The organism is Halomonas sp. LMYGS-3 (assembly GCF_059509875.1).
In genome coordinates, this window is the sequence record NZ_JCAKFQ010000040.1 from 1 (window position 1) to 15,541 (window position 15,541).

General features: G+C 67.1%; 16 protein-coding genes. 9 read left to right on the forward strand and 7 right to left on the reverse strand.

Going from position 1 to position 15,541, the window contains the following annotated elements; translation table 11 throughout:
- Positions 1-1,101 (forward strand): transketolase-like TK C-terminal-containing protein (locus AC5W54_RS21010; RefSeq protein ID WP_495964053.1); only part of this gene is annotated, 1,101 nt, incomplete at its 5' end.
- A gap of 87 nt (positions 1,102-1,188) precedes the next feature.
- On the opposite strand, the gene AC5W54_RS21015 is transcribed toward AC5W54_RS21010, so the two are convergent.
- From AC5W54_RS21015 to AC5W54_RS21025, 3 genes are all read right to left on the reverse strand, one after another.
- Positions 1,189-2,241, reverse strand: coding sequence for a class I fructose-bisphosphate aldolase (locus AC5W54_RS21015; RefSeq protein WP_495964054.1), 1,053 nt, complete (start codon positions 2,239-2,241; stop codon positions 1,189-1,191).
- 129 nt (positions 2,242-2,370) lie between these two features.
- Positions 2,371-2,760 (reverse strand): Hsp20/alpha crystallin family protein, encoded by a 390-nt coding sequence (locus AC5W54_RS21020; RefSeq protein ID WP_495964055.1) that lies wholly within the window; start codon positions 2,758-2,760, stop codon positions 2,371-2,373.
- Positions 2,761-2,789: 29 nt separating this feature from the next.
- Complete coding sequence (locus AC5W54_RS21025) at positions 2,790-3,251, reverse strand: Hsp20/alpha crystallin family protein (RefSeq protein WP_495964056.1); 462 nt, start codon at positions 3,249-3,251, stop codon at positions 2,790-2,792.
- Positions 3,252-3,663: 412 nt separating this feature from the next.
- On the opposite strand from AC5W54_RS21025, the gene AC5W54_RS21030 reads away from it, so the two are divergent.
- The 4 genes from AC5W54_RS21030 (at position 3,664) to AC5W54_RS21045 (ending at position 7,200) form a co-directional block, all read left to right on the forward strand.
- The gene (locus tag AC5W54_RS21030; RefSeq protein ID WP_495964057.1) at positions 3,664-4,701 is read left to right on the forward strand and encodes a type I glyceraldehyde-3-phosphate dehydrogenase; all 1,038 of its coding nucleotides are present in this window, start codon (positions 3,664-3,666) and stop codon (positions 4,699-4,701) included.
- 65 nt (positions 4,702-4,766) lie between these two features.
- Positions 4,767-5,933 (forward strand): phosphoglycerate kinase, encoded by a 1,167-nt coding sequence (locus tag AC5W54_RS21035; RefSeq protein ID WP_495964058.1) that lies wholly within the window; start codon positions 4,767-4,769, stop codon positions 5,931-5,933.
- 74 nt (positions 5,934-6,007) lie between these two features.
- Positions 6,008-7,072 carry a class II fructose-bisphosphate aldolase gene (fba, locus tag AC5W54_RS21040; protein WP_495964059.1) on the forward strand — a complete coding sequence of 355 codons (1,065 nt, stop codon included), beginning with the start codon at positions 6,008-6,010 and terminating at the stop codon, positions 7,070-7,072.
- The gene (locus AC5W54_RS21045) at positions 7,069-7,200 is read left to right on the forward strand and encodes a hypothetical protein (RefSeq protein WP_495964060.1); all 132 of its coding nucleotides are present in this window, start codon (positions 7,069-7,071) and stop codon (positions 7,198-7,200) included. The genes fba and AC5W54_RS21045 overlap by 4 nt, the downstream gene beginning before the upstream one ends.
- Before the next feature lie 134 nt (positions 7,201-7,334).
- Here AC5W54_RS21045 and AC5W54_RS21050 read toward each other — a convergent pair whose 3' ends face one another.
- Entirely contained in the window at positions 7,335-7,994 is a 660-nt protein-coding gene (locus AC5W54_RS21050; protein WP_495964061.1) for a hypothetical protein, read from the reverse strand.
- Between AC5W54_RS21050 and AC5W54_RS21055 the strand changes: the two genes are divergently transcribed.
- From AC5W54_RS21055 to AC5W54_RS21070, 4 genes are read left to right on the forward strand one after another with little or no spacing between them, the layout of a single operon-like run.
- Entirely contained in the window at positions 7,993-9,039 is a 1,047-nt protein-coding gene (locus AC5W54_RS21055; protein ID WP_495964062.1) for a LacI family DNA-binding transcriptional regulator, read from the forward strand. The genes AC5W54_RS21050 and AC5W54_RS21055 overlap by 2 nt on opposite strands.
- Positions 9,036-10,010 (forward strand): sugar kinase, encoded by a 975-nt coding sequence (locus tag AC5W54_RS21060; protein WP_495964063.1) that lies wholly within the window; start codon positions 9,036-9,038, stop codon positions 10,008-10,010. The genes AC5W54_RS21055 and AC5W54_RS21060 overlap by 4 nt, the downstream gene beginning before the upstream one ends.
- A 10-nt stretch (positions 10,011-10,020) precedes the next feature.
- A complete protein-coding gene (locus AC5W54_RS21065) occupies positions 10,021-11,001 on the forward strand; it encodes a 2-hydroxyacid dehydrogenase (RefSeq protein ID WP_495964064.1) in 981 nt (326 codons plus the stop codon).
- Entirely contained in the window at positions 10,998-11,657 is a 660-nt protein-coding gene (locus AC5W54_RS21070) for an HAD-IA family hydrolase (RefSeq protein ID WP_495964065.1), read from the forward strand. The genes AC5W54_RS21065 and AC5W54_RS21070 overlap by 4 nt, the downstream gene beginning before the upstream one ends.
- 104 nt (positions 11,658-11,761) lie before the next feature.
- Here AC5W54_RS21070 and AC5W54_RS21075 read toward each other — a convergent pair whose 3' ends face one another.
- From AC5W54_RS21075 to uxuA, 3 genes are all read right to left on the reverse strand, one after another.
- Positions 11,762-13,522 carry a potassium channel family protein gene (locus AC5W54_RS21075; protein ID WP_495964066.1) on the reverse strand — a complete coding sequence of 587 codons (1,761 nt, stop codon included), beginning with the start codon at positions 13,520-13,522 and terminating at the stop codon, positions 11,762-11,764.
- A 230-nt stretch (positions 13,523-13,752) separates the two neighbouring features.
- Entirely contained in the window at positions 13,753-14,136 is a 384-nt protein-coding gene (locus AC5W54_RS21080; protein ID WP_495964067.1) for a DUF6394 family protein, read from the reverse strand.
- A gap of 224 nt (positions 14,137-14,360) precedes the next feature.
- Positions 14,361-15,539: a mannonate dehydratase gene (gene uxuA / locus AC5W54_RS21085; RefSeq protein ID WP_495964068.1), complete on the reverse strand. Its 1,179-nt coding sequence runs from the start codon at positions 15,537-15,539 to the stop codon at positions 14,361-14,363.
- Positions 15,540-15,541 lie beyond the last annotated feature (2 nt).

Sequence of the window (15,541 nt, forward strand, 5' to 3'; positions counted from 1 at the left end):
CAGGGCCACACCCGCCAGGCCGACTGGCAGGCGCGCTTCGAGCGCTACGCCGAGGCCCACCCGGCACTGGCCCGCGAGTTCCAGCGCCGCCAGAAGGGCCAGCTGCCCAGCGAGATCACCAGCGAAGCCCTGATCGAGCAGGCCCAGGCCAAGGGCGAGAGCATCGCCAGCCGCAAGGCCTCGCTGGCCTGCCTCAACGCCCTCGGCCCGCAGCTCCCCGAGCTGCTCGGCGGCAGCGCCGACCTGGCGCCCTCCAACCTGACCTTCTGGAACGGCGCCAAGGCGATCGCGAAGGACGACGCCGGCGGCAACTACCTGCACTACGGGGTGCGCGAGTTCGGCATGGGCGCCATCATGAACGGCATCGCCCTGCACGGCGGCTTCGTGCCCTATGGCGCCACCTTCCTGATCTTCATGGAGTACATGCGCAACGCGGTGCGCATGGCCGCGCTGATGGGTACCCGGGCGATCTACGTCTTCACCCACGACTCCATCGGCCTGGGCGAGGACGGCCCCACCCACCAGCCCATCGAACAGCTCACCACCCTGCGCGCGACCCCCAACCTCTGCACCTGGCGCCCCTGCGACGCCGTGGAGACCGCGGCCGCCTGGGATGCCGCCCTCAAGCGTCACGCCGGGCCCACCGCCCTGGTGCTGTCGCGCCAGACCCTGCCGCATCAGGCGCGCACCAAGCCGCAGTTGGCCGAGATCCAGCGCGGCGGCTACGTCTTGAAGGAGTGCGACGGCACCCCCGCGCTGATCCTGATCGCCACCGGCTCCGAGGTCGCCCTGGCCATGGACGCCGCCGCCGAGCTGGAACAGGCGGGCCACGCCGTGCGCGTGGTCTCCATGCCCTCGACCTATCGCTTCGACGGCCAGGACGCCGCCTACCGCGAACGCGTGTTGCCCCGGGCGGTGACCAGGCGCCTGGCCATCGAGGCCGGCCACGTCGATGGCTGGTACAAGTACGTGGGCCTCGACGGCCGGGTGATCGGCATGACCACCTACGGGGAGTCCGGCAAGGCGGAAGACCTGTTCAAGCACTTCGGCTTCACCGTGGAGAACGTGCTCAAGCAGGCCAGGGAGCTGCTCGACGCCTGACCAGGCGGGCAGCATGTGGCACAAAGAGAGCAAGGGCACGGCCGATCGGCCGTGCCCTTGCGTTTTCCTCGGGTCCTTATCCGAGCGTCAGGCGATGGTGACATCTCGAGAGAGATAGACGTCCTGGATGGTGTTGAGCAACTCGACGCCCTCGGCCATGGGCTTCTGGAAGGCCTTGCGCCCGGAGATCAGCCCCATGCCGCCGGCACGCTTGTTGATCACCGCAGTGCGCACCGCCTGGGTCAGGTCGCCGGCACCGCTGGAGGCGCCGCCCGAGTTGATCAGCCCGGCACGCCCCATGTAGCAGTTGGCCACCTGGTAGCGCGCCAGGTCGATGGGGTGCTCCGAGGTCAGCTCGCTGTAGACCTTGTCGTGGGTGTGGCCGAAGCCGATGGCGCGATAGCCGCCGTTGGTCTCGGGCAGCTTCTGCTTGACGATGTCGGCCTTGATGGTGGCGGCCATGTGGATCGCCTGGCCGGTGAGGTCCGCGGCTACATGGTAGTCGGTGCCGTCCTTCTTGAACGCCGGGTTGCGCAGGTAGGACCACAGCACCGTGACCATGCCCAGCTCGTGGGCGCGCTCGAAGGCCTCGCTGATCTCCATGATCTGGCGGCGGCTCTCCGGCGAGCCGTAGTAGATGGTCGCCCCCACCGCCACGCAGCCCATCTCGTGGGCCTGCTCGACCTGGGCGAACAGCGTCTGGTCGTAGACCGCCGGGTAGGTCAGGGTCTCGTTGTGGTTGAGCTTGAGCAGCATCGGGATCTTGTGGGCGTAGCGCCGCGCCACCGCGGCGAGCCCGCCCAGGGTCGAGGCGACGGCGTTGCAGCCCCCCTCGATCGCCAGCTCGACGATGTTGGCCGGGTCGAAGTAGATCGGGTTGGGGGCGAAGGAGGCGCCCGCCGAGTGCTCGATGCCCTGGTCCACCGGCAGGATACTGAGGTAGCCGGTGCCGGCCAGCCGGCCGTGGTCGAACAGCGCCTGCATGCTGCGCAGCACATTGGGACGGCGGTCGCTGTCGGCCATCACCCGGTCGACGAAGTCGGCTCCGGGCAGGTGAAGGCGCTCTTGGGGAAAGCCGGTGCAGACGTGGCCGAGCAGGTCGTCGGCCTCGTCCCCCAGCAGCTTGGCGATATCGGTCATGTCGTTCCTCTCCTTGGGTCATCGAAGACGCTATTCCCAGCGTAGTGTAGGACCCTACCGAGCGGATGCCGACCTTGCAAACGGGAGCGCCCACCCGCGTGGGGTGGGCGCTCGACGGCTAGCGACCGCTCAGGCCGCCTGGATCTCGATGCGCCGGGTGCGGTGGGAATCCTTCTTCGGCAGCACCAGGTGCAGGACGCCGTTGTCGACGCGCGCTTCGATGGCCTCACCGTCGATCTCGTGGCTCAGCGTGAAGCGGCGTGCGAAGCGCTGCGCCCGCACCTCGGCGTAGGTCGCGGAGATCCCCTCAGGCATGTCGATCTGGATCTCGCCCTCGAGGCTCAACACATTGTTGTCCACCTCGATGCTCAGCGATTCCCGTTTCACGCCCGGCAGGTCAGCCAGCAGGTGCAGGGCATTGTTCTCCTCGTAGATGTCCACCGGCGGCAGCATGGCGGGTTCACGCTGCTCACGAGTGGCAACATCCCGAGTTTCCTCACGTTTGGTGACATCATTCATGGCAGATCACCTCCTCAGTCTCGCTCGCTTCATGCCGCCTTGATCTCGATGCGACGCGGCTTGAGTTCCTCGCGCTTGGGCAAGTGAACCTCGAAGATCCCGTCGTGGCAACGCGCCTCCGTGAGGTCGGCATCCAGTCCCTCGGGCAGGGCGATGGAGCGGGCAAATTCACCGCTGAATCGCTCGCGACGGAAATAGGGACGCCGACTGCCCTCCTCCGTCTCGGCGGGCAGTGCCTCGCGCTTGCCCCGCAGGGTCAGCACGTTGTCCTGGATGCTGATCTCGAGATCGCCGGGTGAGAGCCCAGCGGCGAACACATAGACCCGAACCGCATCGTCGGTACGGCCGACATTGATCATCGGATAACTGCCCCGCGGTACCGCACGGATATCCGCGGCGCCACCTTCCGTGAAGAACTCATCCATCAGCTGCCGGAACCAATCCACCCCTTGGAAGGGGCCGGTATCGAAACGCCTGAGATCGTCGAACATCACAACCACCTCCTGCGGCAAACAGGTTGTCGGAAGGGACCATGTCGGGCTGACTGGGCCCCGTAATCTGCAAAATAGGAGCGCTCGACGGCGTTTCAAGTGCCTCCCGAACAAATTTTTCCGCCCCCTCCACGGCGCCCGACACCGCTCGCGGCCTGGGCTATCGCAGATGGCGATAACGCTCGAGGCTGTTCCGGCGACAGGTCTGCGAGGGGGCGCTGTGAACCCCTCCCTGGGTGCTACCGATTCCATCCATGGAATCGGACCCCTTCTTCGACCTGTCCCCGGCGCCTCTCGCTTTAGGTAACTGCGATTGCCCTGGTTTCACGGCTCGACCAGTGGGCCTGCCGGGCGCAAATGCGCTAGAATCGCGGGTTCGTGTTTCACGGCTCAGGGAGTGTCAGTCTCCGCCATGGCCCATCGTATCGCCATCAACGGTTACGGCCGCATCGGCCAGTGCGTGCTGCGTGCGCTCGTCGAACGCGTCGAACCGGAGTTCGCGCCCGAACTCGAGATCGTGGCGATCAACGAGCTTTCCGACCTGGCCACCGTCGCCTACCTGACCCGCTACGACACCACCCACGGTCGCTTCCCCGGCCGGGTCGAGGTCGAGGGCGACCGCCTGGCGGTCAACGGCCGTCCGATTCGCCTGCTCTCCGAGCCCGATCCCGCGCGGCTGCCCTGGGCCGAGCTCGGCATCGACCTGGTGCTCGAGTGCTCCGGCAGCTTCAAGGACCGCGCCACCGCCGAGTGCCACCTGGCCGCCGGCGCCGGCCGGCTGCTGTTCTCCCAGCCGGCGGAGAGCGACGTCGATGCCACCATCGTCAGCGGCATCAACGATCACCTGCTCGAGCCGCGCCACCGCATCGTCTCGGCGGCCTCCTGCACCACCAACTGCCTGGTGCCGGTGCTCACCGTGCTCGACGAGGCGCTCGGCATCGAGCACGGCGTGACCACCACGGTGCACTCGGCGATGAACGACCAGCCGGTGATCGACGCCTACCACCAGACCGACCTGCGCCTGACCCGCTCGGCGATGCACTCGATCGTACCGGTGGACACCGGGCTGGCCCGCGGCATCAACCGCCTGATGCCGCACCTGGCCGGCCGCTTCGAGTGCCTGCACATGCGCGTGCCGACCATCAACGTCTCGGCCATGGACCTGTCGATCTGCGTGCGGCGCGACACCTCGGCCACCGAGGTCAACGACCTGCTGCGGGCGGCGAGCCGCGGGCGCTTGGCCGGGCTGCTCGGCTACACCGAGGAGCCCATGGCCTCCATCGACTTCAACCACGACCCGCGCTCCGGTATCGTGGACGCCACCCAGACCCGGGTGGCAGGAGGCCGCCTGATCAAGCTGCTGTGCTGGTTCGACAACGAGTGGGGCTTCGCCAACCGCATGCTCGACGTGAGCCGGCGCCTGGCCGCCATGGCCCCGGATACCCCATGACCCTGTTTCGATGACCCTGTTTCGATGACCCTGCTTCGGTTTCTCCAGATGAGGAAGACGCCCCGATGAACGTGCGCAAGATGACCGACCTCGACCTCAGCGGCCAGCGCGTGCTGATCCGCGAGGACCTCAACGTGCCCGTCAAGCACGGCAAGGTGACCAGCGACGCCCGCCTGCGGGCCAGCCTCCCGACCATCCAGGCCGCCCTGGAGGCCGGAGCCAGGGTGATGCTGATGAGCCACCTGGGCCGCCCCACCGAGGGCGAGCCGGCCGAGGAATTCTCGCTGGCCCCGGTGGCCGAGCGCCTCGGCGAGCTGCTTGGCCGCCCGGTCACCCTGATCCGGGACTACCTGGGGGCCGCCCTCGACCTGGCCGACGGCGAGGTGGTGCTGCTCGAGAACGTGCGCTTCAACGCCGGCGAGAAGCAGGACGACGAGTCCCTGGCCCGGCAGTACGCCGCGCTGTGCGACGTCTTCGTGATGGATGCCTTCGGCACCGCCCACCGTGCCCAGGCCTCCACCCACGGCGTCGCGCGCTTCGCCCCCACCGCCTGCGCCGGCCCGCTGCTGGCCGCCGAGCTCGACGCCCTCGAGAAGGCGCTGGCCACGCCGAAACGGCCGATGGCGGCCATCGTCGGCGGCTCCAAGGTTTCCACCAAGCTCGAGGTGCTCAATGCGCTCTCCGAGAAGTGCGACCAGCTGATCGTTGGCGGCGGCATCGCCAACACCTTCATCGCCGCGGCGGGGTACAACGTCGGCAAGTCGCTGCACGAGGCCGACCTGATCGACCAGGCCCGCGAGTTGATGGGACGCGTCGAGATCCCCCTGCCCAGCGACGTGGTGGTGGCCACCGAGTTCTCCGAATCGGCCGAGGCCGTGGTCAAGCCGGTCGACCAGGTGGGCGACGACGAGATGATCCTCGACATCGGTCCCGAGACCGCTGCGCGCCTGGCCGGCCTGCTCAAGGACGCCGGCACCATCCTGTGGAACGGCCCGGTCGGCGTGTTCGAGATCGACCAGTTCGGCCACGGCACCGAAGCGCTCTCGAAGGCCATTGCCGAGAGCAACGGCTTCTCCATCGCCGGCGGCGGCGACACCCTGGCGGCCATCGACAAGTACGGCATCGGTGATCGGGTCTCCTACATCTCCACCGGCGGCGGCGCCTTCCTCGAGTACGTGGAGGGCAAGACCCTGCCCGCGGTGAAGGCGCTGGAAGACGCCGCCGCGCGCTGAATCCCCCTCAATACCCCTTGCCGGCGCGGCCCCTCGGCCACGCCGGCATTGCGAATACACAGACAGGAGACTTCATGGCACTGATCAGCATGCGCCAGATGCTGGACCACGCCGCCGAGCGCGGCTACGGCATCCCGGCCTTCAACGTCAACAACCTTGAGCAGATGCGCGCCATCATGGAGGCCGCCGACCGGACCGACTCCCCGGTCATCGTCCAGGCTTCCGCCGGCGCCCGCAAGTACGCCGGGGCCCCCTTCCTGCGCCACCTCATCCTGGCCGCGGTGGAGGAGTTCCCGCATATCCCGGTGGTGATGCACCAGGACCACGGCACCAGCCCCGCAGTGTGCCAGCGCTCCATCCAGCTCGGCTTCTCCTCGGTGATGATGGACGGCTCGCTCGGCGAGGACGGCAAGACCCCGATGGAGTATGACTACAACGTCGACGTCACCCGACGCACCGTCGAGATGGCCCACGCCTGCGGTGTCTCGGTGGAGGGCGAACTGGGTTGCCTGGGCAGCCTGGAGACCGGCATGGCCGGCGAGGAAGACGGCATCGGCGCCGAGGGCAAGCTGGACATGGAACAGCTGCTCACCGACCCCGAGGAGGCCGCCGACTTCGTCAGGGCGACCGGTGTCGACGCCCTGGCCATCGCCATCGGCACCAGCCACGGCGCCTACAAGTTCACCAAGCCGCCCACCGGCGACACCCTCTCCATCCAGCGCATCAAGGAGATCCACGCCCGCATCCCGGATACCCACCTGGTGATGCACGGCTCCTCCTCGGTGCCCCAGGAGTGGCTGGAGATCATCAACGAGTTCGGCGGCAAGATCCCCGAGACCTACGGTGTGCCGGTCGAGGAGATCGTCGAGGGCATCCGCCACGGCGTGCGCAAGGTCAACATCGATACCGACCTGCGCCTGGCCTCCACCGGTGCGGTGCGCCGCTTCCTGGCTCACCATCCCGCCGAGTTCGACCCGCGCAAGTACCTCAAGGAGACCGTGGCGGCCATGCGCGACGTCTGCATCGCCCGCTACGAGGCCTTCGGTACCGCCGGCAATGCCTCGAGGATCAAGCCGATCAGCCTCGAGGCGATGTTCGAGCGCTACGCCAGCGGCGAGCTGGACCCCAAGGTGAAGTGATCTCCTCGCCGCCCTCGCGCCTCTCGCTGCGTGAGACGGCACGACTATGCCTGATCACCGCGACGCTGAGCATCGTGCTGCTGTGGCCGCTGGACTACCTCTGGTGGCAGTGGTTGGGCTGGCGTTAGTCACTCCCGCCGTGTGGCCGAGTCGGGAAACGAAAAGACCGCCTCCAGCCGGGCCGGAGGCGGTCGAGGTGGACGACGCGGCGAACGTCATCCGATGGGAGAACCCACTGCCCATCCCTGGGCAGCGTCAGGGATTACCAGCCCTGATCGTCCTCTTCCTCCTCTTCCCATTCTTCCTCTTCATCCTCTTCCTCGTATTCGAACTCCTCTTCCTCGTTCTCGTACTCGATGCTGTCAAAGCCAACATCCGCTTCTGTATTACCGCCAGCATCCGGCGCGGTCTCTTCCTGAGGCACGCCTTCCTCCTCTTCCTCATGGAAGTCGGCGAAAGCCAGGGGGCTGGCAGCCAGGCCGAAAGTAATACCGACGATACCGAGTTTCTTGAGGAATTCCTTGGACATCATGTTCGCACCTCCAATGGAGCCTGAACTTGAGTTTCCTTGTGAAGCCATCGGGCTTCGCTCGTCATGCCGATGAGGGTCCGATTGCCACGTGGCGTAAAAGGTCTCGATCGGCTCATCTTGCTCGCCCTGACCGCTGCAGAGAGTGGGCCAACCGGCGGCCAACAAAGGAAAAAATACATTAATATCAGCGATATATAGAGCCATACCGTATCCATGATGCCGCCCGCCGCCGCCATGAAAAGTGGTGAGTTCTGACACATGGGTCTCGCGGGCACAGCCAGGCGGTCCCGGCTCGACGATCGCTGCCCCTTCCGGCATCTTGCCGATGGCATCCGGTAACACTAGGATGGGAACGTTCCCATTCGAGGCGAGGACCCTGATGGCCTCCATGCCACCACGACGTGCCACCATTCTCGAGGTCGCCAGGATCGCCGGCGCTTCCAAGACCAGCGTGTCGCGCTACTTCGGCGGCGAGCGCGAGCGCCTCTCCGAGGGCCTGCGGGCACGCATCGCCGAGGCCGCCCGGCACCTCGGCTATCATCCCAACCAGATGGCGCGCGGCCTCAAGGGGGGGCACTCGCGACTGATCGGCATGCTGGTGGCAGACATCCGCAACCCCTTCTCGGTGGCGGTGATGCACGGAGTGGAGCAGGCCTGTCGGGCCCGAGGATTCTCACTGATGGTCTGCAATACCGACAACGACCCCGCCCAGGAGCGCGACCATCTGGCGTTGCTGGCGTCGTATCGGGTCGAAGGACTGGTGATCAACGTCGCCGGTCGCCCCAGCCGCGAACTTCGCACCCTGGCCGACCAGGGCATTCCCGTGGTGCTGCTCGACCGGGAGCTGGAGGTCGTCGAGGCCGACGTGGTCGGCCTCGACAATGACCGGACCATCGACATGGCGCTCGACCACCTGGGAGACCAGGGCTACGGGGAACTGCTCTACATCGGCGAGCCGCCGCAGCAGGTCAGCTCACGCCAGCGGCGACTAGACCGCTTCCTGCAGGCGCTGGCCCGGCGCCACCTGGCAGGCGAGACGCTCTGCCTGGCGCCGGGGGATGCCGATGGTGCCCTGGTCGACGCCATCGCCGTCTTCCTCGCCCGACCGGAGCACACTCCCCGGGCACTGCTGTGCGCCAACGGCAATGTCACCCTGGCAGCCACCCGTGCACTCCAGAAGCTCGGCGTCCGGCTCGGCGAAACCGGGTTGCTCGGTATCGACGAACTCGACTGGTGCGAGCTGGTGCCTCCCGGCATCAGCACCCTGGCCCAACCCACGGCCCTGATCGGCCAGGCCGCGGTCGACAGCCTGTTGCAGCGACGTGACAACGCTGGCGAGATGCCGCCACGCCACCTCCACTATCAACCGAGCCTGATTCCTCGTGGCTCGACGCGCCTCCCGTACCGGGAGTGCCCCACCCAGGAGCGGTCATGAACACCACCACGACATCCCCCGAACTCATCGCCTTCGGCGAGGCCATGGCCCTGTTCGTCGCCGAGAACCCCGGCGAGCTGGCAAAGGTCGAGCGCTTCCAGCGTCGCATCGCCGGCGCCGATACCAACGTGGCCATCGGCCTGGCCCGCCTCGGCTTCCGGGTGGGCTGGCTGAGCCGGGTCGGCACGGACAGCTTCGGCACCTTCATCCGCCAGGCCCTGGAGGCCGAGGGGTTGGACTGTCGCCACCTGCACAGTGACTCCGAGCACCCGACCGGCCTGGTATTCAAGGAGCGTGCCCAGGGCGGTGCCGACCCCCACGTGGAGTACTTCCGACGCGGCAGCGCCGCCAGCCACCTCTCGCCGGGCGATGCCGCCGATGTTGACTTCACGGCCCTGCGCCACCTGCACGCCACCGGCATCCCCCCGGCACTCTCGGCGAGCTGCCGCGAACTCACCGAAACGATGCTCGGGCGCGCCCGGGCGGCGGGAGCCAGCCTCTCCTTCGACCCCAACCTGCGCCCCAACCTGTGGCCGAGCGAGGCCGAGATGCGTGATACCCTCAACACCCTGGCGGCCAGGGTCGACTGGGTACTGCCCGGCCTGGCCGAGGGTCGCCTGCTGACCGGCCATGACACTCCCGAGGCGATCGCCGATTTCTACCTGGAACGGGGTGCCAAGGCGGTGATCATCAAGCTGGGCCCCGAGGGCAGCTACTATCGGGGGAGCCTGGGCGGCAACGAGACCAGCTTCACCGTGCCCGGCGTGCCGGTGGCCGAGGTGGTGGACACCGTGGGCGCCGGCGATGGCTTCGCGGTGGGCGTGGTCAGCGCCCTGCTCGACGGCCGCTCGCCGCGCGAGGCCCTGCAGCGCGGCAACCTGATCGGCGCCCTGGCGGTGCAAGTGCGCGGCGACATGGAGGGCCTGCCCGAGCGCGCCCGCCTGAACGAACTGGAATCCACTGCGGAGTGAGGAGAGCATCATGCGAAAGCGCATCCTGGCCTATGGCCGCTTGAGCGAGGCCCAACTGGCCCAGCTGTCCCGTGAGTTCGAGGTCCAGCGGTTCCACGGTCTCGAGTCGGTCGATGACCCCGCCTTCCGGGCCGCCCTGCCCGAGGCCCATGGCCTGATCGGCTCGAGTCTCCAGATCCCCCCCGAGCTGCTCGACGAGGCCCCCAAGCTCGAGGCGATCGCCAGCATCTCGGTGGGCTACGACAACTATCCCGTGGAGGCGCTGACCCGCCACGGCATCCTGCTCTGCAACACCCCGGACGTCCTCACCGAGACCACCGCCGACACCGGGTTCGCCCTGATCATGGCCACCGCCCGACGGGTGGTGGAACTGGCTGAACTGGTCAAGCGCGGCGACTGGCAGGCGAGCATCGGCCCTGCCCACTTCGGCAGCGACGTGCACGGCAAGACCCTCGGCATGATCGGTTTCGGCCGCATCGGGGCGGCCATCGCTCGGCGCGGGGCGCTGGGCTTCGGCATGCAGGTCCGCTACTCCAACGCCTCGCCCAAGCCGGCCCTCGAGGCCGAACTCAGCGCCGAACGCCGCGAGCTCGACGAGCTGCTTGCCGAGTCCGACTTCGTCTGCGTCACCGTGCCGCTCACCGAGGCCACCCGACACCTGATCGGCGCCCATCAGCTCGCCCGGATGAAGCCCTCGGCGATCCTGGTCAATATCGCCCGCGGCCCGGTGGTCGACGAGGCGGCGCTGATCGAGGCGCTCGAGATGGGGCGCATCCGTGCCGCCGGCCTCGACGTCTTCGAGCGGGAGCCGCTGTCGCCGGAATCGCCACTGCCGCACATGGCCAACGTGGTGGCCCTGCCGCACATCGGCTCGGCCACCCACGAAACCCGTGACGCCATGGCCCAGCGCGCCGTGGACAATCTCATCCTGGCGCTGCACGGCGAGCACCCCATCAGCCTGGTCAACGAAGACGCCTGGAGGCCCGCATGACCCCACCGCTCTGCCTGCTCTTCGACTCCGACGGCACCCTGGTCGACAGCGAGATCCTGCTCGCCGAGGTGATGGGTGAGATCCTGCCGGCCTTCGGCCTACCCTTCTCCGCCCGGCAGTACATGGAGGAGTTCCGAGGGGTACGCTTCCGGTCCATCGTCGAGACCCTGGAAGCGCGCCACGGCACCCTGGTCGACGGGCGCTTCCCGGCACTGGAAGGCGAGATGCGCGGCCTGATGGAAACACGCATGCGCGCCGAGCTCCGGCCCATCGCCGGCATGCCGGCGGCGCTAGTCGCCCTGGCCGCCCATCCCAAGGCAGTGGTCTCCAACGGCCCGGAGCGCAAGATCCGTTGCGCCATGGAGAGCACCGGCCTGGCCCCCCACTTCGGCGACAACCTGTTCAGTGCCTACACCCTGAACGTCTGGAAGCCCGACCCGGAGCTCTACCGCCAGGCCGCCGCGGCCATGGGCCAGGCCCCCGAGCGCTGCGTGGTGATCGACGACGCCGCCGTGGGCGTCGCCGCGGGCCTGGCCGCCGGCATGCGGGTCGTGCACCTCAACCACTTCCCCGAGGAGGAGGCGACCCCCGACGGCGCCATCGCCATCCACCACGCCAGCGAGCTGCCGGGGGTGATCGACGGACTCATGCCGTAGACGTTCTTCCCCGTCAGGACTCCACCATACAACCGACACCGAGGATATCGCCTTCACGGAAGCCCACAAAGCCGGCTTCCTTCGCGCTCACGCGGCCGATGATTTCATGAGCGGGGCCGACGACCGTTCGGCTCATGATCGCTGCGTCGACGCCGCAGCCTCTCTTCAAGCCATGCGAACACGTACCCGTGCGGCTCATCGACCCCCGTTACGACATAGCGAAGCGTATAGGGATTATGGAGTGTCGCCCGCAGCATCGGCTCCACCCAATAAACACCGCAGAAGAGCAGCTCGTCGCCGACCTCAAGCGAAAAATCCTTATCCGGCAACATGATCGACTGCCCTGCCCGGCGAACGGCGAGCGCTTCGCACAGGAGCACTTCCGGGAATGAGCGCGCATCGCGGCACAACGCCCCTAACGCCACCGCCCCCCCGGCATCCAGATAGTCGGTCACCGCCGGCGCTTCGTCCGGGACCAGCCTGACCGACCACAGATGCGGAGATTCCGCGCCCACGGCCGCCTGCAGACGGGCCACCAGTTCTTCCGTCCGGGCCGGTTCATGTTCCGCGAGCCAGTCAATCAGTTCCTGGACGAGAGGCGAAATCAGCAGCTTCAGGATCCGACGCGCCGTTGTCAGACTGTGCTGGAGGACCAGGTCGGCCCGCGCGGCATCGAATGCGACCTGATTCTCATGACTGTTCTGGCGCACGATGCGGAACGCATCCGGATTGAGCTTCGTAACCGACAACAGCGTATTGAGATTGTCAGAATCGCGATTCGTCGCGACGATGACCCCGGCCGCGTCGTCAATCCCCGCGGTCACCAAGGCCGAATGATCGGCGTGCGCCTGGACCATGACCGTTCCGTCTCCGGCCACCTTGGCTTCCACTCCCGGATCGATAATACGTACGCCGACGCCATGGGCCTGGAGGTAGCGATGGATCCAGTGCCCCATCCGCCCGTACCCGCACAGAACCCAGTTACCCCGCGGAACCTGTACCGGTGCCCCGAGTTCGCCGCCATGTGCGCCCACGAACCACGCATTGAGGTTGTGCAGTTCGGGGCGTGCGATCGCCCAGTAGACGAGCTGGGCGAAGATCTCGAACGGATCGACCACCGTGACATTGTCCAGTGCCCGCAGATTGACCTCGTGGGGGGCCGAGGACGAACGACAGATGACCCGGAGCCGCGGGTTCAGGTGCCGTGCCATCACCGCGATCTTGAGATTGACGTCGTCATCGTTCGTCAGCACGACCAGGGCCTGGCATGCGGGGTGTTCGACACCCGCGGCCAACAGGTGTTTCGGCGCGCTGGCGTCCGCGTGGAGTCCCGGCATCGCGACCGTGTAATCGCGCACGCCCAGTGCCTTGATGCGTTCCGGGTCGGAATCGAGTATCACCGCGCGCATACGGTGGTCGCTCAGGCCCCGGGCAAGCAGACTGCCGGTATCGCCGAAACCGCAGAGAATAACGAAAGGTTCCACGTTGCCCTTGACCTTGCGGGCGAACCGGAACCCATCCATGGCCTGGATGAAATAGGGATTCTGAACCAGGCGAATCAGGGAGCCGATCGCATAGAACCACGCGATGACGCCGGTATAGAGGCAGAAGATCGTCCACAGGCGCTGCTCGTCGCTGAAGCCGTCCGGCAGTTCGCCGAAACCGGTCGTGGTCGCCGTATAGGTGAAGAAATAGAACGCGTGGAAGAGATTCATGTAGGTCGTCTCACCATCGACGACCTGGCCTGGCATCAGGGCCATGCCCATGATGCCCACCGAATACACGAACAGAAGCGCGAACAGCGGCCGGCGCATATAGCGCAGGACGATCATCGTCACACGGTCGAGATCGGAGGCCTGCGTCATGCCTTCACCCCTCCATCTGCCTGTCCCGGATCGCGGCTGGCACGCTGAACCGACCCGCCCGCCGTGCTAGGAGCCTGTCGGATTTGACCGATCGTCGCGAGGAACACGGATTTCGAGACAAGTTTATCGATCTGATGAGGCGAATAGCGCGCTATTTAACGAATCAGATCGAATGAAATTGGCCGAAAGCCCGGGTTTCGTAGCAGATCAGCGTTAAGTCCGACAGGCTCCTAGCGCCGCGAGAGCAGCGTATCGCCCACCAGAATCGCCGTCGCGATGATATTCGCGACCAGCGCTCCCGTTGCGATCGAGACGATATCGACCATTTCTGCAGGCCCCGGCCCACCCCCGCCACTGGGCTCCGCGACGATCCAGACGACCCGCGCCGTGATCAGCAGAAGCCCGGCAACCAGTCCGGAAGCCAGCAGCAACGCCCCGGTCTGGGAGCGATCCCCCAGTTTCAGGCCGATCGCGACCAGATTGACGATGATGGTGAACGTGAGAATCCAGACATTGTGGTGTGCGGCCGTCCCGACGCCACCCGCGACGAACGCGGCATTGAGGCTCAGGGTAAGGATGATGAAAAAACCGAATAAGACGCGTTCGAAATTCATGGGCCTGCTCCTGGCCGGGACGCGCCGTCAGTATAGGCATGAGCCTCTGGTGACCGCGAACGCCACCACCGTGATGCGCCATGCGTCCGAGCGCTGCGAGGTGATCGACGCCTGCCAGCGCACCATGCGCGGCGGGCGGCCATGCCCCCGGAGAGATGAAGCCCGAAACGCGCGAGCCTCTCCGCCTGGCAGGGCTCTCATGGACAGGGGCATGGCCATCATGGTCAAGCCGTTAACTGGCGTACCGCCAGCTCCACCCCGCGCAGCTCGGCCAGGCCGCGCAGCCGACCGTAGAGCGGATAGCCCGGGGCAGTGTCGCGGTGCCGGTCGTCGAGGAGTTGGTGGCCGTGGTCGGGGCGCAGCGGCAGACGCGGGCCGCCCTCACGCTCGCGGCGCCGCTCCTCCTCCACCAGGGCCTGGATCACCGCCACCATGTCGACGTCGCCGTCGAGGTGCGGCGCCTCGTGGAAAGAGCGCGGATCCGGTGACTCGCGCCGGGTGGAGCGCAGGTGGGCGAAGTAGACCTTTGTCCCGAAGCGCCGCGCCATCTCGGCCAGGTCGATATCGGCGCGTACCCCGTAGGAGCCGGTGCACAGCGTCAGGCCGTTGGCCGGGCTGGGCACGGCGTCGAGGAGCCACTGGGCGTCCGCGGTGGTGGAGACCACTCGCGGCAGCCCCAGCAGCGGACGAGGCGGATCGTCGGGGTGGATCGCCATGCGGATGCCCACTTCCTCGGCCACCGGGATCACCGCACGCAGGAAATACGCCAGGTGCTCGCGCAGGCGTTCGGCATCGATCCCGGCGTAGGCCCCCAAGGTCTCGCGGAACTGCTCGAGCGTATAGTGCTCCTCGGCCCCGGGCAGGCCGGCGATCAGGGTGTCGACCAGGGTGTCGCGCCCGGCCGCATCGAGGCCGTCGAGGTAGCACTGCGCCGCGACCTTCTCCTCCTCGCCGTACTCCGCCTCGGCGCCGGGACGCTGAAGCAGATAGAGATCGAAGGCGGCGAAGGCGATCTGGTCGAAGCGCAGCGCCAGGGCACCGTCGGGCAGGCGCCAGGTGAGGTCGGTACGCGTCCAGTCGAGCACCGGCATGAAGTTGTAGCAGACGGTATCGATGCCGCAGGCCGCCAGGTGGCGCAGGGTCTGGCAGTAGCGGGCGATCAGCTCATCGCGCTCCGGCAAGCCCTGCTTGATTGCCTCGTGCACCGGCACGCTCTCGACCACCGACCAGCTGAGGCCAGCGGCCTCGATCAGCGCCTTGCGCTCGGCGATCGCCTCCAGCGACCAGACCTCGCCGTTGGGCACCTCGTGCAGCGCCGTGACGATGCCGGTGGCTCCGGTCTGGCGAATCTCTTCCAGGCGGATGGGGTCCTTCGGGCCGAACCAGCGCCAGGTGTGTTCCATGG